Raw genomic sequence first — 20,465 nt, 5'->3', positions numbered from 1 at the left:
CGGGAACCGGCCTTCTTCTTGTCGTTCGCGAAAGGCCGTCCGGCCTCACTCGCGCGGATCGAGCGCGTCGCGCAGCCCGTCGCCAAGCAGGTTGAAACCGAGCACGACGAGAAAGATCGCCGCCCCCGGCCACCAGGCCATCCATGGCGCCTGCGTCATGAAGTTCTTGGCGGTGTTGAGCATCGAACCCCAGCTCGGATCCGGCGCCTGCTGGCCCAGACCGAGGAAGGAGAGGCTCGCCTCGGCGATGATCGCGGTGGCGACCGTAAGCGTCGCCTGCACCATAACCGGCGCAAGCACATTGGGCAGGATGTAGCGCGACATGATCGCCGGATCGGTGAGCCCGATGGCGCGCGCGCCCTCCACATAGTCCTCGGTCTTGACCGCGAGCACTTGTCCGCGCGTCAGCCGCACGAACTTGGGCGTCGCCGACAGGCCGATGGCGATCATCGCATTGGTCAGGCTCGGGCCGAGGAAGGCGGCCAGCGCGATGGCGAGGATCAGGAAGGGCGTGGCCAGCAGCGCGTCGGTGATGCGCGAGATCACCTGGTCGACCCAGCCGCCGAAATATCCGGCGACCAGACCGAAGGGCACGCCGACGATCACGGCGATGATGACCGAGACGACACCGGCCATCAGGGAGGCGCGCGCCCCCCAGATCATGCGCGAGAGAATGTCGCGGCCGATCTCGTCGGTGCCGAGCCAGTGCGCGGCCGAAGGCGCCTTGCGCACCGCCGTCCAGCTCGTGGCGATCGGGTCGGCGATGGGAAGCAGCGGCGCCAGCACGGCCACCGCGACGAAGAAGAACACCATCAGGAAGCCGAGCAGCGCGCTCCTGTTGCGCTTCAGTTTCTTCCAGGCGCGGCTTTCGCGGCGCGCGGGAAGATCCTCGGCCGCGTCCATGCCGGCCGTTTCGCTTGCCGCCGTCATAGGGCGCTCCTCATGCGCGGGTTGAGAAGGAAGTAGAGAAGATCGGCCACCAGGTTCATGACGATGAAGCCGGCGGCGGTGCACAGGACCACCCCCTGCACGACCGCGTAATCGCGGGTGAAGACCGCATCGACGATGAGCTTGCCAAAGCCGGGAATGGTGAAGATCTGCTCGGTCAGAACCGCACCCGCGAGCAGCTCGCCGAAAAGCAGAGCGCCCAGCGTCACGATCGGCAGCAGCGCGTTCCGGAAGGCGTGCTTGACGACGACAACGCCCTCGCCAAGCCCCTTGGCGCGGGCGGTGCGCACGTAGTCCGCCTTGAGCACGCCGAGCATGGCCGAGCGGGTGTGGCGCATCAGCGTCGCCGCGAGCGCGGTGCCGAGCACGAAGGCCGGCATGATCATCGTCTCCAGCGAGCGCACCGGATCGACGAAGAAGGATTCATAGCCCGACGCCGGCAGCCAGCCGAGCTCCACCGAAACGAGCAGGATCAGCATGATGCCGAGCCAGAAGTTGGGGATCGACAGGCCGGAGAGCGCAACGAAATTGGCGATATAGTCGACCGGCCCGCCCTTCTTCACGGCGGATAGAATGCCGGCGGGTATGCCGATCACCATGGCGATGATCATCGCCATCACCGCGAGCTGGATGGTGACGGGAAGCTTCTGCGCGATCAGCTCGGTGACCGGCTGGTTGGTCCTCAGCGACATGCCGAGATCCCCCTGCAGCAGACCGGCGAGCCAGTAGCCGTACTGCACGATCAGCGGATCGTTCAGCCGATACTTGTCGCGGATGAACTCGATTACCTGCGGATCGCGGTCCTCGCCAGCGAGCATCAGTGCCAGGTCGCCCGGCAGCAGCTTCTGCAGCGTGAAGACGAACACCGACACGATGAGCAGCGTGGGAATGGCGATCAGCAGTCTGCGGGCGATGAACGTAAGCATCACGCGGCTCCGGAACTGGCGGGGGAGAAAAGAGCGGATCGGGTCATCGGAAATCCACCACATCCGTGTGGCGACGTCCCAGGGACACCATCATCGACTGGACAAGGTCGCGACGACCTTGCGCGCACATGCGCGCAAGCCGCACGACAAGCGACCTCTTCGGAGTGACCTTGCCCTCGCGATCCTTGATGAAGCTGCCCGGATCGCCCACCGATCCGGCATCGTCGAACCTGTGCTTCTGCAGGAAAAGGGCCGGCTCCATCTGATAGACCCTCATGCTGCGGTTCAGTGACGAGCGCTCGGTGAAGAGCACCTCATCAACCTCGTCACGAAACCGCTCGGTCTCGGCGACCAGCCAGCGCGCCGCGGACCGCGTCACCACATAGGCGGCCGCGCAGTCGTGCGAAGAATAGAGCCGCCTCACGGAATGCGCGCCCCGACGGGCAGCCCTCTGGCAGGCAAGCCATACCGGCTTCAGACTGATCTCGAGCTTGACGAGATCGGCATCCGGCGGAACCCAGTCGGCACGCGACAGAACCTCGCCGGCGGCAGCGCCCGGCACGACGTCATCCTCGAGCACGGCGGCGTGAGACACTCCGCGTTCGACAATCGTCTTCCAGCACTTGCGGTGGCTCAGAAAGCAGGCGACCTCGCTTGGCGTCAATCGCCCCCAGTAGCCGACGCCATCCACATGACGGGCGATGTCGGCACGCGACAGTTTGCGGGCATCGACGGCGGCAACCCGCTCAAAGGCGAGCCCTTGCGCGTCGAGACGCGCCCCCAGTTGCGCAAGCCGCTCGGGCGCGCGGTCGAGGTTGATGGCGAAGATCGGCAAGGACGTCATGTAAGCCTGCACGGGATCAAAGGAAAATCTTCGGCGCTCAAGGAACGGCGGAGCCCGGAAAAGCCGGGCCCCGCCGCCATGTCGGGTTTACTGGCCAGCCAGACGGACGTTCTCCAGACGGATCATGCCGTCGGGATAGGGAACGAAGCCCTCGATCTTCTTGTCGAGCGCCCAGATCCAGGTCGGATGGTAGAGGTAGATGATCGGCAGATCCTTCGAGAGGATCTTCTCGGCCGCGTCATAGCTCGCCTTGCGGGTCGCCAGATCGTTGCTGGTGCGCGCCTTGTTGAGCAGGGCGTCGACCTCTTCGCTGCAATACTTGCCGTCGTTCAGACCGCCCTTGCAGGTCAGGAAGGAGTGGATGTTGCCGTCCGGATCGACGCGACCCGACCAACCCACCTGGCTCATCTCGAAGTTGCCGGCCGACTGGTCGGCGAGCAGGGAGGCGAATTCGGTCGACTTCAGCTTGACGTTGATGCCGGCCTCGGACGCCATCGACTGGACCACCTGCATCATCTGCGTCTGGACCGGATTGTTGGCGACCTGCACCTCGACGTCGAGCGTCTCGACACCGACTTCCTTCATCAGCTCCTTGGCCTTGGCGATATCGCGGGCCGGAATCGGCACGCTCTTGTCGTACCACGGGCTCGTCGGCGGGAACGGCTGGTTGCCGGCGGCGAAGGCGCCCTCGAACACGACCTGGTTGATCGCCTCGCGGTCGAGCGTCAGCTCGAAGGCCTGGCGCAGCTTGGCCTCATTGCCGATCGGCGTGTTGCCGCGCTCGCCGTTGCCGATGTTCACGGTGATGCCCTGGTAGCCGAGGCTGACCGCATCCGCGTAGGTCAGCTTGTCATCGGCCTTGACCGAGGCGGCGTCGGTTGCCGCCAGACGCTCGAGCATGTCGAGGTCGCCGGCGCGCAGGTTGGCCAGGCGCACGGTGGTGTCGGGGATCGGCAGGAAGGAGACCTTGTCGAAGTGGATATTGTCCGCGTTCCAGTAGTCGGCGAACTTCTCCAGGACGATGCGGTCCTGCTGGACCCGCTCGACGAACCTGAACGGACCCGAACACACCGGCTTGGCGGCGAAGTCGGCGCCGGCGGCCGCGGCCGCGGTCGGCGACACCATCATGCCGGCGCGGTCGGCGAGCTGGGCGAGAAGGGTCGCGTCCGGCTGGGCCAGTGTCATCGTGACCTGGTAGGGGCCGGTCACCTCGACGCTCTCGATCGACTTGACCTCGCTCTTGCGGCGGCTCTCCGGCAACATCTTGGAACGCTCGATGTTGGCCTTGACCGCCTCGGCGTCGAAGGTGGTGCCGTCATGGAAGACGACGCCCTCGCGCAGGTCCATGGTCAGCACCTTGCCGTCCTGCGACCAGGACCAGGCGGTGGCGAGCTGCGGGACGATCTCCAGCTCCGGAGTGATGTCGACGAGCTTGTCGCACAGCGAGGTGTAGACGATGCGGCCGACGAAGGAGCGGGACTGGTCCGGATCGAGTACGTCCGGATCGTCCTGGAGGCCGATCCGCAGGTCGGCGGCGGCGGCAGGCAGCGCCACGAGCGCACTGACGCTCAGGAGCAGGGCGGCATAGAGACTGTTACGCATTTCAAGGTCTCCTCTGGTGAAGGGTCTTTTCAGTCGGTCATCCGCCGGTCGTCGTGCGTCCGGCGGTACTTCTGGCCCGGTAGAGCGCCAGACGCCGGCGCGCGGCCTCCGACGGCTCCGGTTCGGCGACGGCCGTGTCCGCCTCTGTCTCCCGCCAGTGATGGCAGGCGACATGGCGGCCGTGCTCGACCTCGACAAGCTCGGGTCGCGCGCTCCCGCAGATCTTGGTGGCAAGCGGGCAGCGGGTGTGGAAGCGGCAGCCCGACGGCGGGTTGAGCGGCGAGGGAATGTCGCCGGTGAGCACCGCCTCGGCCTTGCGCGCCCGCGGGCTCGGGATCGGGATCGCGCGCATCAGCACGCGGGTGTAGGGATGGAGAGGACGTGCATAGAGCGCATCCGTCTCGGCAAGCTCGACCACCTCGCCCAGATACATCACCGCCACCCGGTCGCTCATGTGGCGGATTACGGCCAGATCGTGGGCGATCAGCACCAGCGTCAGGTCGAACTCGTCCTTGAGATCCTCGAGCAGGTTGATCACCTGCGCCTGCACCGACACGTCGAGGGCGGAAACCGGCTCGTCGCCGATCAGCACCCGCGGATGCGAGGCCAGTGCGCGGGCAATGCCGATGCGCTGGCGCTGGCCGCCGGAAAACTCGTGCGGGTACCGCTCCGCATAGGCGGCGCGAATGCCGACGCGCTCGAGCAGCCGTGCCACCTCGGCCCGGCGCTCCGCCGCCGACAACGTGCTGTGCACGCGCATCGGCTCCTCGACGATCGCCCCGACACTCATGCGCGGATTGAGCGAGGAGAACGGATCCTGGAAGATGAACTGCAGATCCTTGCGCAGCCGGCGCATTTCGGCGGCCGGCAGCCGCGCGATGTCGCGCCCTCCATAGAAGACCTCGCCCGCCGTCGGATCGATCAGGCGCAGCAGCAGGCGGGCGAGCGTCGACTTGCCGCAACCGCTTTCGCCGACGATCGCCAGCGTCTCGCCCTTGCGCACGGCAAGCGAGACGCCATCGACGGCGCGCACCACCGGATCCTTGCCGAAGAGCGAACCGCCGAAGCCGGAGCCGGCGCGGAAATGCTTGGCGACGCCGCGCGCCTCAAGCACGATCTCGGGCGATGCGACGGTCGCGGAGGCTCGTTCTGTCGCGCTCATGCTGCGTCTCCGAAGGTCGCTTCGAGGGGGGCGTAGCGGCAGGCGACCGTATGCCCGGCCGTGACCGGCACCAGAGGCGGCGGCGCCGAGACGCAGCCGTCGTCGGCGAAGGGACAGCGCGGCGCGAAACGGCAGCCCGCCGGCATGGCGTCGATCGCCGGCACCATGCCGGGAATGGTCGCGAGACGGTCGGAGCGATCGCCAAGCGAGGGAACCGAGCTGATCAGGCCGAGCGTATAGGGGTGCTGCGGATCGTCGAACACCGCCGACACCGACCCCGCCTCGACCACGCGCCCGGCATACATCACCGCGACCTTGTCGGCCGTCTCGGCCACCACGCCAAGATCGTGGGTGATCATGATCAGCGCCGTGCCCGTCTCCTTCTGGAGCGCGCGCACCAGATCGAGGATCTGCGCCTGGATGGTCACGTCGAGCGCGGTTGTCGGCTCGTCGGCAATCAGCAGCCGCGGATTGTTGGCAAGCGCCATGGCGATCATCACCCGCTGGCGCATGCCGCCCGACATCTGGTGGGGATAGTCGTCGAGGCGATTTGCGGCGGCGGGAACGCGCACCGCTTCGAGCATCTCGAGTGCCCGCGCCCGCGCCTGCGCCCGCGTCACGTTGCGGTGGCGACGCACGCTTTCGGCGATCTGCTCGCCGACGGTGAAGACCGGGTTGAGCGAGGTCATCGGCTCCTGGAAGATCATCGCCATGCGGTCGCCGCGCAGGCGCGCGCGCTCGGCCTTCGACAGGGAGAAAAGATCCCTCCCCTCGAACATCGCCCGCCCCGAGACGATCTCGGCCGGCGGCATCGGCAGCAGGCCCATCAGCGCCAGCGCCGTCACCGACTTGCCGCACCCGCTTTCGCCGACGATGGCCAGCGTCTCGCCCGGGTCGACCGAGAAGGACACGCCGTCGACCACATTGGCGCCGGTGCCGCGAAACCGCAGGGCGAGATTTTCAACCGAAAGCAGCGGCGCATCGGCGGCCGCCGTGCGGATTTCAGCCGACATCGGCGTGATCCTCCGTCGTCTGGAGCATCAACCGCTCCTGAAGGCTGAGAAGATGCTTGCGCATGACGCGCTCGGCGGCGACCGGGTCGCGGCGCTCGATGGCGTCGACAAGCTCGGAATGCTGGGAAACATAGAGCGACATCGATCCGCGCGTGCGCAGTGCCTCGCGGACATGGCGCCAGGTCTCGTCCTGGCGCACCCGGTCGACAACATCGAACATGGCAAGAAACAGCGCGTTGCCGGCAGCCGTGGCGACCGTCCGGTGCAACGCGCCGTCCCAGAGCTCGCGGCTGTCGAGATCCTCGGCCGCCGCCACCTTGCCGGCGATCTCGCGCATGCGGGCGACCTCGGCCGGACTGGCGCGCAGCGCCGCGAGGCGGGCGAGCGCCGGCTCGACCACAAGCCGTGCCTCCATCACCTCGAACATGTTGGACGCCTCCGGCAGCGGCACGAATTCACCCGCCAAGGGCATGCGGGCGGCCGCGACAAAGGTGCCCGCGCCCTGCCGGCGCAGGATGCTGCCCTCCGCCTCGAGCACGTCGAGCGCCCGGCGCACCGCGCGGCGGCCGACGCCGATCTCCTCGGCAAGCTCGCGCTCCGCCGGCAACTGGTCGCGCCCCTCGCGCTCGAACTGGTCGACGATGACCCGCAACCGCTCCAGCGCGAGGTGGGAGTTACGTCCCGTTTGCCCGTCTTCTTCCGCCACCCGAACCCATCCGAACCATTACAGGAATTGGTCTCTTTTGTGACTCAGAGATGACGCTATGGCAAGCGCCGACGAACCGCGGATATCGCGAATCTTGCGAATGGAAGAGACTTGCTGAAACAAGCGGCTTTCTGCCCGCGCAAATGCCGAATTTTCGATCATTTCATGCAGAGCAAGGCGCGGCGACGGTGCGCAACGACAAACCGAACCAATTTCCAATTGGTTCTGATCCGGCCAAAGCCTTCGTCAGACCGCGCCACACCATCCCGTGAGACGTAAAGTCGCGCACAAGACCGCAACGGGAGATTGATTTCGACATAGACGCAATTCTGCGTTTATTGCAAAAACCCAAACATTCAAAGTAATTCGCCGCGATTTAAATTTCTCCAGAGAGACTTAACTCCTGTTTAACAGCTTGAAGCGCCTTGCTAATACTCAACTGGCCGAACACCATGCCGCCAGTACTTTCTTTGGAGAAGCCCCATGCGGACATCGGTTCGTGTCATTCTGATCACGCTGACAAGCCTTCTGCTCGTCGCAAACCTCGGCGTCGCCTATATGGCGATCAACGGCGCCGGCAAGCTCAACGCCAGCACCGTCGAAATCGCGACCAATTGGCTGCCCAGCGTCAAGGTCGTCAACGCCATCAACACGGCGACCTCCGATCTCCGCATCGCCGAGGGCGCCCACATCATGTCGCAAGACAAGGAGCAGATGGCACGCGCCGAAGCAGACCTTGCGGCCATCACGACGCGGCTTCATGATCGGCGAACCACCTATGAAGCGCTGATCTCCTCGGATCAGGAACGTCAAATCTACGACCTCTTTTCCAAGGAATGGCAGGCATACCGCGATCAGGAAAAGACGCTCCTCGACCTGTCCCGCAACAACCAGAACGACGCGGCCGCCGCATTGTTCAAGGGTGACATGCGCCAGCTCTTCGACGACGCTTCCGCCAACCTGGTCAAGCTGATCGAGATGAACAACACAGGGTCGGCCAACGCCTACACCACGAGCATCGAGACCTATGATGGCGTCCTGACGCTGATCATCGTGACCGTTGTCATCGCGGTGGTCATTGGCGTCGCCAGCCTTCTCTACGTGATCTCCGGGGTCACCGGCCCGCTGCAGAAGATCACCGCCGCGATGCAGTCGATCGCCGGCGGCGCCCTGTCGACCCCGATCCCCTTCGCCGACCGCCGCAACGAGCTTGGCGACATGGCCGGCGCACTGGCCACCTTCCGCGACGGGCTGGTCGAGGCAGAAGAGATGCGTGCCCGCCAGGCGGAGGCCGAACGCGGCAACGCCGAGCGCATGCGCACCGAGCGCAACACCATCGCCGACCAGTTCGAAGCCAAGATGGGAACCCTGTCGCAGAGCTTCGTCCGCTCCTCCTCGAATGTCGCCGAAGCCGCGCACAACCTCTCGGCCACCGCCGAGGAGACCACGCGCCAGGCCCAGGCCGTTGCCGGCGCTTCGGACTCCGCCTCCACGAACGTCCAGACGGTTGCCTCCGGCGCCGAGGAACTGACCGCCTCCATCCGCGAGATCGCCACGCAGGTGACGCGTTCCTCCGCCATCGCCCGCGAGGCCGCCTCCGAGGCGGAAACGAGCAGCCGCAACGTGCAGCAGCTTTCCTCGGCCGCACACCAGATCGGCGAGGTCGTCGACCTGATCGCCACCATCGCCGCCCAGACCAACCTGCTGGCTCTCAACGCCACCATCGAGGCGGCGCGCGCCGGCGAAGCGGGCAGAGGCTTCGCGGTTGTCGCCTCCGAAGTGAAGGAACTGGCCAACCAGACCGCCCAGGCGACCGACGAGATCGGCCGCAAGATCGGCGAGATCCAGTCGGCCACCAACACCACCGTCGACTCCATCTCCCGGATCGTCCACACCATCGGCACGATCCAGGAGGCCTCTCAGTCGATCTCCGCCGCTGTCGAACAGCAGGGTCTGGCGACCAATGAGATCGCCGCCAACACCCAGCTCGCCGCCAGCGGCGCGGACGAGGTGACGCAGAACATCGCTGGCGTCAGCGACGCAGCCCGCACCACCGGCGATGCCTCGACCCAGTTGATGACCCTGTCCCGCGAACTGAGCGAACAGTCGAACACACTGCAGAACGAGGTCGTCGACTTCGTGCGCACCCTGCGCAGCGCCTGACGACACCCAACACCCACGATGGGGCCCGTGCCGCATGCGGCACGGGCCCCATCGCCGTTTCGGCGCACATGTCTCCGACGCGCCCCGCCTGACCTGTCGCACAGGCAAGCAAGTCCTTCCCCCATCGGCTATTTGCAAGGCGTGAAAGGCAGGCAGGCGTCAGGCGCGGGCTGCGCTATCGCCGTCGTCGCCCTTGGCGACAATCCGCCGCGTGCCCGCGGGCGAACGCAGGATATCGCTTATCGACGCGGGAACCCCGAAATAGAACCCTTGCGCGACAAGGCAACCAATCCCCTTGAGCATGTCGACCTGGGGACGGGTTTCCACCCCCTCCACCGTGACCTTGATCGAGAGCTTCTCGGCAAGACCAACGATGGAAGCGATGATCGAGAGGCTGTGCTCGTCGCTGGCGATGGAGCGAACGAAGCTGCGGTCGATCTTGAGTTCGTCCCAGTCGAACGCCCGCAGATAGGACAGCGCCGAATAGCCGGTGCCGAAATCATCCAGCGAAATGGCAATGCCGAGCCGCTTCAGCCGGCCGAGCGTTTCCGCCGCGCGCCGTGTGTCGCGCATCACGACGCTTTCCGTCACCTCCAGCGTCAGCCGCTGCGGCGGCAGCCCGGTGCGACGCAGGATTTCCGACACCCGGTCCGCCAGATCCTCTCGGGCAAGCTGGACAACGGACAGATTGACCGAGACGGTGCAGTCGATGGGCATCCGCTGCACCTCACGGCAGGCCAGCTCCAGGATCCGCTCGCCGATCTCGACGATCCGGCCCGAGCCTTCCGCGATCGGGATGAACTCCGAGGGCGGTATCCAGCCAAGAGCCGGATGGCGCCAGCGCGCCAGCGCCTCCACGCCAACGATCTCCCCCGTCTCCATGTTGACCTGCGGCTGGAAATGCGCCGTGATCTGGCCCTTGCCCAGGCCGCTGTCGAAATCCGCCTCGATCCGCCGCCGGCGGGTCGCATCAATGCGCATGGACGCGTCATAGAGTTGAACCTGGCCCTTGCCGTTCGCCTTTGCATGGCTGAGCGCGATGTCGGCATCCTGAAGCAGATCCGGGCCGCTGCGTCGGCGTCCGTCGTCGAGCGAGATGCCGATGGTCGCGTTGACCACCACCGAGCCCCCGGCCAGACTATAGGTCTCATGCAGGGCCGAGCTGATTTGCAGCGCCTTCTCCAGCGCCTCCTTCTCCCCACCGTGCACCCGCAGCAACACCGTGAACTCGTCGCCGCCCAGCCGCGAAACGAAGCTGCCGGGCCCCCACCCGGCGGCCACGCGGCCGATACGGCCAGCGACCGCGACCAGCAGGTCGTCGCCCGCTGCGTGTCCGAGAATGTCGTTGACCGCCTTGAAGCCGTCGAGATCGAGGGCAAAGACCGCGATGCTGCCATCCGCTTCGCCGTCGCGCGCCTGACGCGCGGTCTCCTCCTGCAAGGCGGCGTGGAAGGCGGAGCGATTGGGCAGACGGGTCAGCGGGTCGTGACGCGCGACGAACTCGAACCGCCTTGCAGCGCGCTCGGCGTCCGCGCGGGCGCGCTGCAACGACCAGGCCTGCACGCTCATCAGCAACAGCAGGCCCGCTCCGAAGCCGATCAGGATCTGCAGCAGGATGTTGTGAAGCCTCTGGCGCTCATAGAGCTGCTGCCGAAACTCCCCCGCCGCAGAGAGGTTTTCCGACATCGCCTCCCCGCCGATCTTGTCGAACACCCGAGCGGCGTCCGCCAGCACCGCGTTGATGGAGTGGAAGGCCTCCGGGTCGGGCAATTGCCGGTAGAGCGGCGCCAGCGCCTCCACCCGCCGCGCCACATCACGGAGTTGCGTGGACCGATCCGCAGAAGCGTCGACGAAATCCCCAAAGGCACCGTCCTGCCACTGCTCCAACCGGCCAACAAGAATTTCGTAGAACAACCGAGCTGCCTCGACATCCAGCGGATCGCGCGTCACGACCGAGCGCGCCAGCGTCTCTCGCGCATTCGTCATGTCGAGCCGGCCGTTCTGTCCGGTCATCGCCATGTCGTAGCGCATCGAGCGCCCGACCGCGTCGCCGCTCGTCATCACCGCATCCGCCTGCACCAGTATCAACAGAACGAGGATGCCGAGCAGGGCAAGCGCGACGTAGCGAAACCAGTCGCCGAACTTCAGGACACGAGCTAGGATCGTCTCTCTTCGCAAGGTATCACTTCACGGTGAGCCGGCGTAATTGCCAGATGGCACGGGAATAATACAGCTCGTTGCGAATATCAGGGAAGCGGTCAAAAGGGTAAATGACGAATAACGGCCCCTTTTCACGCACGGACATATATTCACCGTCCGCCTTGAAGGCCAGAAGTACGTCAAATTGCTTCAAGTCGGAGAAGGGTATCTCGACGTAATAGTTATTGAGGGCCATGCCCTCAACCATGGAGCCTTTCGCACCGACCGCCTCCATCAGGCGGCTCATCAGCACGCCCTCGAACGACATGCTCTTGTTGTACCAGGGGGTGGTGGTCGTGATCGTGGTCACGCCGAGCTTTTCCAGATCGGCAATGGTGAAGTCGAGCGAAGCGCCACCGGCGATGGCTCCAGCGACGGTCAGGACAACCGGCCCCTCCGCCTGCGCCGGATCCGTCAGGTGCACCGCCATCAGTCCGGCCAGTGCCAGGATGAGCATTCGGAACGACATTTCCATGGCTCCGTTTCCACGCGCGGCCTGTGGTCCGCGCCCGTCTATCTCACCGCCTTGCATAACGCCGAACTGCCCGGACACCCCGGCGCGGCCGCCGGTGCACACAGCACCCCCAGTCAAGCGATCCTATCATCAAATGGCGAACCACATTTTAACGTCCGGATTCTGGCGGCCAGCCGCAACCGGCGGGCTTCATCCGTTCGCCGGAGCCGTCCTGGCCCCTTTCAGCCGGCCATGCTTGCCGGCTGCGCCCGGCCGACCAGCGGCCGGCCGGCGCCTTCAGCCGCTGCGCGCCACGAGCTTCGGGCGAAGCTCACCGGCATCCGCCAGCGCATGGAAGCAGACGACCGGTCCAGCGGAAAGCGCGGTGTCATAGACGAAGCCGCATCGCGCCAGATGGCCGAAGATCTCGTGAATGCCGTCCGTCCCCGTCCGCTGTGGGTGCAGCTCGAGGACGATGGAGCGAAGTCCGCCGGCATCGAGATGGCGGAACAACTCCAGCTCCGCCCCCTCGATATCGGCGATGAGAACGGTGATCGCCTTTTCGGCGATGAAGCGGCTGGCGTCGACCGCCGGCACGCTGACCGTCTCGATGATGCCCGGCTGGTCCTGACCGATACCCGAGCGCCAGAATTCGCGGTGCAGCGTGAACTCGACCGCCCCGCGTGCCAGCACGGCCGGGTCGCTGACAAAGGCGGCATTGATCACATCGACGCCGTGGACGCCGTTGAGGGAATGGGTGCGCTCGATATGAGGCACCAGACGTCTGTCCGCCTCCACGGCGGCGTAATAGGCCGGAGCCACCCGCGACACGACACCGGCGGAGATGAACCCGACGCCGGCGCCAAGCTCGAGCACCCGGTCATCGGCACGCACCAGTTCGCTGGCGATGGCAAGCTCTTCCGACTCGTAGCGGCCCGCGCGAATTTCCTCGGCGATGCGCTCGCTGGCGACATCCGCGTCAAGGCTCAGATCCAGCCCGCTGCTGCCATGTCTCACCACGTCCCAGGTCATATAGACCTCCCTCTGCATCGCACCGTTGGACGGCCTGAGCGACGCTTTCCCCCTCTCTCGAAAAGCATGGGAAGCCGCCGCTGCCAATCCTGCTAGTTTTCACGAGGGCAAAAATTCGCCTTCGTATTTCCCGCCAGTTTCATGAGCAAAATCAGCATGAAGAGGCGGCTTCCGGTCATAGGCGCTCACCGTTCCGCCTCTCCCGTGCACTGCCCCCAACGTCAGACGAGCAGCTCTTCGATGGCGGTGATGAAATCTTCGACCGTGCGCGTGAGCGGACCGCTGTTGTCCACGGTAACCACGGGCGCGACGGCCGGGATCTCGGCCGCGCGCGCGATGCGCGCGGCGATTTCCTCCGGCGTCTCGCGCCCCCGCGCGGCAAGCCTTGCGGCAACCGCCTCGGGGCTTGCCGTCACGGAGACGACGGCGAGGCCGGGAAAGCGCTCGGCCATGGCCGCGAGCATCTTGCGCGAGCCGTTGACGAGCGCCGGCCGGCCGGCGTCGAGATGGGCATCGAGCGCCGCCGGAAGCCCGTAGGCAAGCCCGTGGGCGCGCCAGGTGAAGGCGAAGGCGCCCTGCTTCTCCGCCGCCTCGAACCCGGCCAGCGACATGGGCAGATGCGCTTCCGCGTCGCCGGTTTCCGGCCGCGTGATGGTGCGGCGCACGAGCATCAGCCCGTCGCGGCCCGACAGCCGGCCGCGCGCCGCCGCAAGCAGGCTGTCCTTGCCGACGCCGCTCGGCCCGACGACGACGATCAGCCGGCCCGGCTCGACCGCGGGTGTCTCGGCGCGATCAGGCAACGCGCGTGCCCTCGCGCCAGACCGTGCGCACGATGGGGATATGCTCCTCGACCCGCACGCGCACGAGATCGGCGCGCTTGCCGGTCGCGATCTCGCCCCGGTCGGAAAGACCGGCAGCAGCGGCCGGCGTGCGCGAAACCATCGAAATCGCCGCGGGAAGGTCCACCTCGTCGACGACCTCACCGAGGAAGAAGGCCGCCTGGATGAGGCTGAAGGGGATGTAGTCGGACGAGAGAATATCGAGCAACCCGTTGGCGGCAAGTTCGCGCGCCGAGACATTGCCGGAATGGGAGCCGCCGCGCACCACATTGGGCGCGCCCATCAGCACGCCGAGCCCAGCCGCCTTCGACGCACGGGCGGCCTCCAGCGTCGTCGGGAACTCTGCAACGCGGATGCCGAAGGCCACCGCCTCGTCCACATGCGCCTGGGTGGCGTCATCATGACTGGCGAGCATGATGCCGCGCGCTTGCGCCCGTTCCGCCACGGCCTTGCGGTGCTTGTCGGAATAGGTTTCGGACTGGGCGACGCGGTCGGCGCAGAAGCGGGTGAACTCCGCGTCCGTCATCTTCATCTTGCCCTTGTAGTAGATCGCATAGGCCTCGAGGCTGGCGAACTGGCGCTGGCCGGGCGAATGGTCCATCAGCGAGGCGATCCTGACGCGCGGATCCTCCTCGAACAGGTCAAAGGCCTCGACGCAATTGGGCGCGGAAACCTCGCAACGCAGATGGATGAAGTGATCAGCGCGCAGCCGTCCGGCGGCAACGCCTGCCTCGATCGCGTCGGCCAGCCGGCGCATGTCCTCGGTCGACAGGTCGGCGTTGTCGTCGATGCCCACGCGCAGCGCGTCGAAGACCGTGGTGATGCCCGAGGTGGCGATCTGCGCATCATGGGCGCACACGGCCGCGACCGGATTCCAGTGCACCTTGGGGCGCGGGTTGTAGTGGTTCTCGAGATGGTCGGTGTGCAGCTCCACGAGGCCCGGAATGACGTGGTCGCCCTCCATGTCGAGCGCGCCCGGCGCCTCGGACGGGCCCGTGTCGATGGCCGCGATCTTGCCGTCGCGAATGTGAAGGCTGCCCAGGATTTCCTCTTCGGCGAGGACAATGCGGGCATTGGTCAGGATCATGTCCATCTTCTTGTCTTTCACGGGTTGGCCTGCCCGCCGCCGGCGAGCGTCTGGATACGGATCACGGAAAAGGGACCGCCGGGCTCGCGTTCCTCGTAGAGCGCGATGCGGTCGAAAGCGATGGGGCTGGCGAGAGCGCCGGCAAAATGCGCGGCGAGCGTGGGCAGCGCCCGCTCCGCCTCGTCGTCGCCGAGACGGCCGGTCAGCGTCATGTGGAACCGGAAGTCCCCGAAGACATGCGGATAGCCCCAGGAAAGCAGATTGTCGCGCTGCGAGGGCGTCAGACGGTCAGGATTGCGACGGGCGATCTCCGCCGCGCCAAGCGGGGCGCGAAACGGCTCGAAGGCGCGCACCGCGGCGTCGGCCAGGGCGCAAAGCTCCTGCGTCGCGCCCGCCGGCGTCAGGGCGAGAAAGCCGCCGATGCGCGAAACGGCGAGCGGCAGCGGCGCCAGCGCCGGGCGGGCGGCGGCGAAGGCATCAAAGGCCACCGCCAGCTCCTCAGCGCTGCGTCCCTCGGCGAGACGGAACGGTGCCTTCAGCGTGCCGTGAAAGCCGTAGCGCGCCGGGTCGCGCACCATCCCGGCCCTGTCAGCGGGTGAATAGCCGCCGATGTCGCGCGGCACAACGGCATGACCGAAGGCGCTGCGCCCGAGCCAGGATTCGGCAAGGGAGACAAGAGGGTGATCGGCGGGCGGCGTGAAATAGACGGCGTAGCGCATCGGGCTGGTTTTCGGCCTCTCGGTACAGATGTCGGTGTCAGCGCGGAACGGGAAACGTCCGGCGGCACGAGGTGCTGCCGGACGGCGCGAGGGCGAGACGGCCGCCGTGCTGAAAAGGCGGCCTGCGGGATCGGCTTCTCAATGCCTCGGCTTGCCCATCAGGCGGGCACGCAGCGCATTGGAGATATTATCGAATATGAACACAACGGCCAGAATGAGAAGAACCATGTAGGCGACATTCTCCCAGTCCTGGTTGGTGCGCATCGCCTCCCACAGCTTCAGGCCGATGCCGCCCGCCCCGACCGCGCCGATGATCGTCGCCGAGCGGGTGTTCGATTCCCAGAAGTACAGCGCCTGGCTGGCAAACAGCGGCAAGACCTGCGGCAGGACACCGTAGCGCTGCACCGCCATCGGCGAGGCGCCCACCGACTTCACCCCCTCGCGCTGCTTGTCGTCGATGTTCTCCAGCGATTCCGAGTAGAGCTTGCCCAGCGTGCCCGTGTCGGTGAAGAAAATCGCCGAAATGCCTGCGAGCGGCCCCGGACCGAAGGCGCGCGTGAAGAACAGCGCCCAGATCAGCATATCGACCGAACGCTGGAAATCGAAGAAACGCTTGCAGAGCTGGTTGAAGAAGTGGCTCCGCGTGATGTTGCGTGCCGCCAGGAAAGCCAGCGGGAAGGCGACCAGCCCCGCGAACAGCGTGCCGACGAAGGCCATGACGATGGTCTGGAGCAGCTTGGTCCAGACGTCGAGATGCTGCCATTCCGCGTTGTAGAGGATGTTGTTCCAGGCAAGCGAGAGGTTGGAGCGCGACGGATCGATGCGCGGCCCCGACAGCACCAGCGACACGACCTCGCCGGCGCTCTTGTCCCAGAACGGCGAGTTCGTGTCGAAGACAAAGTTCTCCCAGCCCAGGAACCGATGGCGGACCTTGACCGCGTCATAGTGGATCTCGGCGCGTCCGACGAACCCGAAGCGGACGATGACCTTGCCGCCGTCGAGCTTCTGCGAAGCCCAGTCGGGCAGCGCCCCCTCGCCGCGCCCCCCCTCGACGCGCACCGTCTCGCCGATGCGGTCGATCAGCAGCACGACCCGCTCCTCGCCGCGCGACACCACGACCCGGCGCGGCGTGATGTCGATGACGTTGCCAGCGCCCATGGTGACGCGGGCCGAGGCGATCACCTCCTCGCGCACTGTCGTCGGTGCCACCGGCGCCGCATCGCCCGTCGTCTGCGCGGAAGCCCCGCCGGTCGGTGCACCCGGCGCCATGAAGGAGAAGCTGCTGCCGCCCGAGGCCGCGCCCTTCGGCTCTGTGCCCGGCGCGCCAGGCACCATGAAGCCCGAGGCGGCCGTCTTCTCGCGCGCCGAGGCCGGGGCATCCGTTCCGGTGACGGCCGGAGTTTCCACCCGCCGCTCCATCAGCCGCGTCGTCGTCGCGATCCAGTCCGGCTTCGGGTTATCGCCAAGCGGTGAGAACCGGGGCCAGGAGACGGACATCGCGCCATCGGTCTCGATCTCGAAATCGGGGCGGGTCTCATAGGACACCCAATCGGCGAGATAATTGCCGGCGATGTCCCAGTTGGCCTCGCCGAGCACCTTGCCGATGCCGAAGAACCACCAGCAATAGACGCCGTAGACCACGGCGAGCACTCCGAAGATCACCGGTCGGGCGTGACGCCAGAAGCTGCTCGCGAAGACCTGCGGATGGCGCTCGGCGAGCGCCTCGATCTCGGCGGTGGAAAGCGGTGCGGTGGATTGTGCGGTCATGTCTGCCCCTCCCCTCAGCGGCCGAACGCGAAGGCCTGCTCGCCGACGAGGCGCTTGCGCAGCCACGCGGAGAACTGGTCGACGGCGATGATGGTCAGGAACAGCAGGAGCACGATCGCCAGCGTCTTGGCCTCGTGACCGCGGCTGATCGACAGGCGCAACGCCTCGCCGATGCCGCCGCCGCCGACGGCGCCGATGATGGTCGAAGCGCGCACGTTGATCTCCAGGCGCAACAGCGCGTAGCTGGTGAAATTCGGCATGACCTGCGGCACGATGGCGAACCAGACGCGCTCCAGCCAGTTGCCCCCGGCCGCACGCAGCCCCTCGTCGGGGCGCATGTCGGCGTTTTCGACCACCTCGAAGAACATCTTGCCGAGTGCGCCGACGGTGTGGATCGACACGGCGAAGATCGCAGGGATCGGGCCGATGGTCAGGATGGCGACGAAGAAACCGGCGATGACGATTTCCGGAAAGGCGCGCAGGAACTCCATGAACCGGCGCACGGTGCCGCGCAGCCAGACGTTGGCGACCATGTTCTTGGCCGCAAGGAAGCATAACAGGAAGCCAAAGAAAAAGCCGATCAGTGTCGACAGTATCGCGATATTGAGCGTCTCGAGCATCTTGTAGAAATACTCGGGAACATAGATCCCTTCGGTCAGATAAATCCGCCCCTCCGGGTAATTGTACTTGAGGCTGCCATCGTAGTAGGGCGACGGCAAGTCGAACAGGGCGCGCCAGACCTCCCAGGGGTCGCGCGGCGCAAGATCGACGAAGAAGTCGAAGAAGTAAGGCAGCCGGTCGAAGAACTTGCCGGCGTTGGTGTCGTTGGCGAACCACAATGCGCCGGACAGCGCCAGGAGAAGGGCTGCGAGCCCGCCCCAGGTGTAAAGCCGCTTGCGCGCGGCCTGCTCGCGCCAGTGACGCTCGATCAGTTCACCGGCCGGTGAGAGGCCGGCCGCACCGGCGGGACCGGCGGTAGATGGGGAGACCGTTGCGAACGCCATGGGAAGCCGTGAAAAGAAGGAAGGGAACTGCATGAAACGGGCGGCGGCCCTGTGGCCGCCGCCCGTCGCGATGCGATGGATCAGGAACCGATCTTGGCCTTGCGGGCCGCGACGATGGCCTTGTAGAAGTCGGCATTGACCTCGGTGTAGCCGGTGTAGTCACCGCCCTGGATCGCCGAGAAGCACGCCGGATCGCTCTCGGGAAGCTTCATCATGAAGTCCTTGAACTTCGCCTTGACGTCGCTGTCGAGCGAGGTGCGCACAACGATCGGGCCGTTCGGGATCAGCGGCGACTGCCAGACCTGGACCAGGTCGTCCATGTCGAGGATGCCCTTGTCGACCATCTTGCGCAGGTTGCCGGAGGTGTAGCCGTCCTTGAACTCGCCGACGCCGGAGGCCCAGGTGGTGCCGCCGTCGAACGTGCCCTTGAGCACCTCGAGGACGAGGTTCTCATGACCGCCGCCGAAGCCGGTGGAGCCGAAGTAGTCGGCGACCGGCATGCCGATGGCTTCCGGCAGGGTCACGGAGGGAACGAGGAAGCCCGAGGTGCTGTCCGGATCGGCGTAGCCGAGCTTCTTGCCCTTCATCTCCTCGAGCGACTTGATGCCGCTGTCGGCGCGCACGACCATCACCGAATAGTAACCGGTGGAGCCGTCGGTCTGGACAGTGGTCAGGATCGGCTCGACGGCCTTCTCGTCGTCGAGGAAGACCTTGGCGTAGCCCGAGGCGCCGAGCTCGGCGTAGTCAAGCGTGCCACCCAGAAGCCCCTGGATGACGCCGTCGTAGTCGGCCGCCGGAAAGAGGGCGACCTTCTCGACGCCGATCGCGGCCGGCAGCTTCTCGGTCAGGCACTGGAAGTTGCGCAGGCGGTCGGCCTCGTTCTCGCCGCCGAGAATGCCGACGCGGAATTCCTTGACGGTCTCGGCCTGGGCCGGGGCAATGGCGGCGGCCGCCGACAGCATCGTGGCAGCAGCAACGGTGCCAAGAAGAAGGTTCTTGAGCATTGACGTCTCCATGGGTGTTCCGGATTTTCCGGGCGTTCGTCGTTCACGCTTCAGATGCGCCGGCCGCCGGTCGACACGCGGGCGGCCGATCCGCGGCCCTAGCCGGCAGCAAGCGCCGGTTCTAGGGCCCGAGCGGATTCGGGGGTCGCCCGCGGGGCGATGGAAAGACTGGTGGAGGTGATCGCTTCCGAGAGCTCCTCGGCCTGCGCGCCATAGATCCGGCGCGCGACAAGCGGGGTCAGTTGCTCCGGCGTGCCGTCGAAGACGACCGCGCCCTCCGACATGCCGATGATCCGCTCGCAATAGCTGCGGGCGGTATCCAGCGTGTGCAGATTGGTGATGACGGTGATGCCCTCGCGCTCGTTGATGTCCTTGAGCGCGTCCATCACCTTCTGGGCGTTGAGCGGATCGAGCGAGGCGATCGGCTCGTCGGCAAGCAACATGCGCGGACGCTGCATCAGTGCGCGCGCGATCGCCACCCGCTGCTGCTGGCCACCCGAAAGCGTGCCGGCCGGCTGCAGCGCCGTCTGGGCGATGCCCAGGCGCTCCAGCGCGCAAATCGCCGCTGCCCGCTCCTCGCGAGAGAAGATGCCGAGCAGGTTGAGCGCGGTCGAGCGGTGGTTGAGCCGGCCAAGCAGGACGTTGGTCAGCACGTCGAGGCGCGGAACCAGGTTGAACTGCTGGAAGATCATGGCGCAGTCGCGCTGCCAGTTCCGCAGCCCCCGGCCCCGCAGAGCGGAAACCTCCAGACCGTCGAACACCAGCCGGCCACCGGTCGGATCGATCAGCCGATTGATCATGCGAAGCAGGGTGGACTTGCCTGCGCCGGAGCGCCCGATGACGCCGACCATCTGACCTTGCGGGATGTCGAGCGTCACCGCCTTCACCGCAGTGAATGTGCCGAATTTGCGCGTCACACCGTCGAGTTTGAACATTTGCGCCCCGATTGTCGTTATCGGGGCCTGCGTAATGCGCCAACATGACAACCTGCCTGCG

At 66.2% G+C, this 20,465-nt stretch carries 19 protein-coding genes; 2 read left to right on the top strand and 17 right to left on the bottom strand.

Annotation, left to right across the window (positions count from 1 at the left end; all coding sequences use genetic code 11):
- Positions 1-45: 45 nt before the first annotated feature.
- The 7 genes from ACN0WF_RS14510 to ACN0WF_RS14480 form a co-directional block, all read right to left on the bottom strand.
- Positions 46-930: an ABC transporter permease gene (locus tag ACN0WF_RS14510; protein WP_417773483.1), complete on the bottom strand. Its 885-nt coding sequence runs from the start codon at positions 928-930 to the stop codon at positions 46-48.
- Complete coding sequence (locus tag ACN0WF_RS14505) at positions 927-1,874, bottom strand: ABC transporter permease (RefSeq protein ID WP_417773482.1); 948 nt, start codon at positions 1,872-1,874, stop codon at positions 927-929. The genes ACN0WF_RS14510 and ACN0WF_RS14505 overlap by 4 nt, the downstream gene beginning before the upstream one ends.
- Before the next feature lie 43 nt (positions 1,875-1,917).
- Positions 1,918-2,718, bottom strand: a complete 801-nt coding sequence (locus ACN0WF_RS14500; protein ID WP_417773481.1) for a glycosyltransferase family 25 protein — start codon at positions 2,716-2,718, stop codon at positions 1,918-1,920.
- 87 nt (positions 2,719-2,805) lie between these two features.
- Positions 2,806-4,320 carry an ABC transporter substrate-binding protein gene (locus ACN0WF_RS14495; protein WP_417773480.1) on the bottom strand — a complete coding sequence of 505 codons (1,515 nt, stop codon included), beginning with the start codon at positions 4,318-4,320 and terminating at the stop codon, positions 2,806-2,808.
- A 37-nt stretch (positions 4,321-4,357) separates the two neighbouring features.
- Entirely contained in the window at positions 4,358-5,482 is a 1,125-nt protein-coding gene (locus tag ACN0WF_RS14490; protein ID WP_417773479.1) for an ABC transporter ATP-binding protein, read from the bottom strand.
- Positions 5,479-6,495, bottom strand: coding sequence for an ABC transporter ATP-binding protein (locus ACN0WF_RS14485; protein ID WP_417773478.1), 1,017 nt, complete (start codon positions 6,493-6,495; stop codon positions 5,479-5,481). Before ACN0WF_RS14485 ends, ACN0WF_RS14490 begins: the two co-directional genes overlap by 4 nt.
- Positions 6,485-7,201: a FadR/GntR family transcriptional regulator gene (locus ACN0WF_RS14480; protein WP_417773477.1), complete on the bottom strand. Its 717-nt coding sequence runs from the start codon at positions 7,199-7,201 to the stop codon at positions 6,485-6,487. Before ACN0WF_RS14480 ends, ACN0WF_RS14485 begins: the two co-directional genes overlap by 11 nt.
- Positions 7,202-7,251: 50 nt before the next feature.
- Between ACN0WF_RS14480 and ACN0WF_RS14475 the strand changes: the two genes are divergently transcribed.
- On the top strand, positions 7,252-7,473 hold the full coding sequence (locus tag ACN0WF_RS14475; protein ID WP_417773476.1) for a hypothetical protein: 222 nt from the start codon (positions 7,252-7,254) through the stop codon (positions 7,471-7,473).
- 211 nt (positions 7,474-7,684) lie between these two features.
- Positions 7,685-9,364, top strand: a complete 1,680-nt coding sequence (locus ACN0WF_RS14470) for a methyl-accepting chemotaxis protein (protein WP_417773475.1) — start codon at positions 7,685-7,687, stop codon at positions 9,362-9,364.
- A 159-nt stretch (positions 9,365-9,523) separates the two neighbouring features.
- Here ACN0WF_RS14470 and ACN0WF_RS14465 read toward each other — a convergent pair whose 3' ends face one another.
- The 10 genes from ACN0WF_RS14465 to phnC form a co-directional block, all read right to left on the bottom strand.
- Positions 9,524-11,542, bottom strand: coding sequence for a putative bifunctional diguanylate cyclase/phosphodiesterase (locus ACN0WF_RS14465; RefSeq protein WP_417773474.1), 2,019 nt, complete (start codon positions 11,540-11,542; stop codon positions 9,524-9,526).
- A gap of 4 nt (positions 11,543-11,546) precedes the next feature.
- Positions 11,547-12,038: a molybdopterin-dependent oxidoreductase gene (locus ACN0WF_RS14460; RefSeq protein ID WP_417773473.1), complete on the bottom strand. Its 492-nt coding sequence runs from the start codon at positions 12,036-12,038 to the stop codon at positions 11,547-11,549.
- A 276-nt stretch (positions 12,039-12,314) separates the two neighbouring features.
- Positions 12,315-13,049 carry an FkbM family methyltransferase gene (locus ACN0WF_RS14455; RefSeq protein ID WP_417773472.1) on the bottom strand — a complete coding sequence of 245 codons (735 nt, stop codon included), beginning with the start codon at positions 13,047-13,049 and terminating at the stop codon, positions 12,315-12,317.
- 221 nt (positions 13,050-13,270) lie between these two features.
- Positions 13,271-13,849, bottom strand: a complete 579-nt coding sequence (gene phnN / locus ACN0WF_RS14450; RefSeq protein ID WP_417773471.1) for a phosphonate metabolism protein/1,5-bisphosphokinase (PRPP-forming) PhnN — start codon at positions 13,847-13,849, stop codon at positions 13,271-13,273.
- On the bottom strand, positions 13,842-14,981 hold the full coding sequence (locus ACN0WF_RS14445; protein ID WP_417773537.1) for an alpha-D-ribose 1-methylphosphonate 5-triphosphate diphosphatase: 1,140 nt from the start codon (positions 14,979-14,981) through the stop codon (positions 13,842-13,844). Before ACN0WF_RS14445 ends, phnN begins: the two co-directional genes overlap by 8 nt.
- Before the next feature lie 11 nt (positions 14,982-14,992).
- Positions 14,993-15,694, bottom strand: a complete 702-nt coding sequence (locus ACN0WF_RS14440) for a DUF1045 domain-containing protein (protein ID WP_417773470.1) — start codon at positions 15,692-15,694, stop codon at positions 14,993-14,995.
- A gap of 138 nt (positions 15,695-15,832) precedes the next feature.
- Entirely contained in the window at positions 15,833-17,461 is a 1,629-nt protein-coding gene (gene phnE, locus ACN0WF_RS14435; protein ID WP_417773469.1) for a phosphonate ABC transporter, permease protein PhnE, read from the bottom strand.
- A gap of 14 nt (positions 17,462-17,475) precedes the next feature.
- Positions 17,476-18,465 (bottom strand): phosphonate ABC transporter, permease protein PhnE, encoded by a 990-nt coding sequence (phnE, locus tag ACN0WF_RS14430; protein ID WP_417773468.1) that lies wholly within the window; start codon positions 18,463-18,465, stop codon positions 17,476-17,478.
- Positions 18,466-18,545: 80 nt separating this feature from the next.
- Positions 18,546-19,469 carry a phosphonate ABC transporter substrate-binding protein gene (gene phnD / locus ACN0WF_RS14425; protein ID WP_417773467.1) on the bottom strand — a complete coding sequence of 308 codons (924 nt, stop codon included), beginning with the start codon at positions 19,467-19,469 and terminating at the stop codon, positions 18,546-18,548.
- Between the two features lie 98 nt (positions 19,470-19,567).
- On the bottom strand, positions 19,568-20,404 hold the full coding sequence (phnC, locus tag ACN0WF_RS14420; protein ID WP_417773466.1) for a phosphonate ABC transporter ATP-binding protein: 837 nt from the start codon (positions 20,402-20,404) through the stop codon (positions 19,568-19,570).
- Between the last annotated feature and the right edge of the window lie 61 nt (positions 20,405-20,465).

It is taken from the genome of Stappia sp. (genome assembly GCF_048268045.1).
Lineage (GTDB): Bacteria > Pseudomonadota > Alphaproteobacteria > Rhizobiales > Stappiaceae > Stappia.
This window is presented reverse-complemented; position numbering and strand designations above follow the sequence as displayed.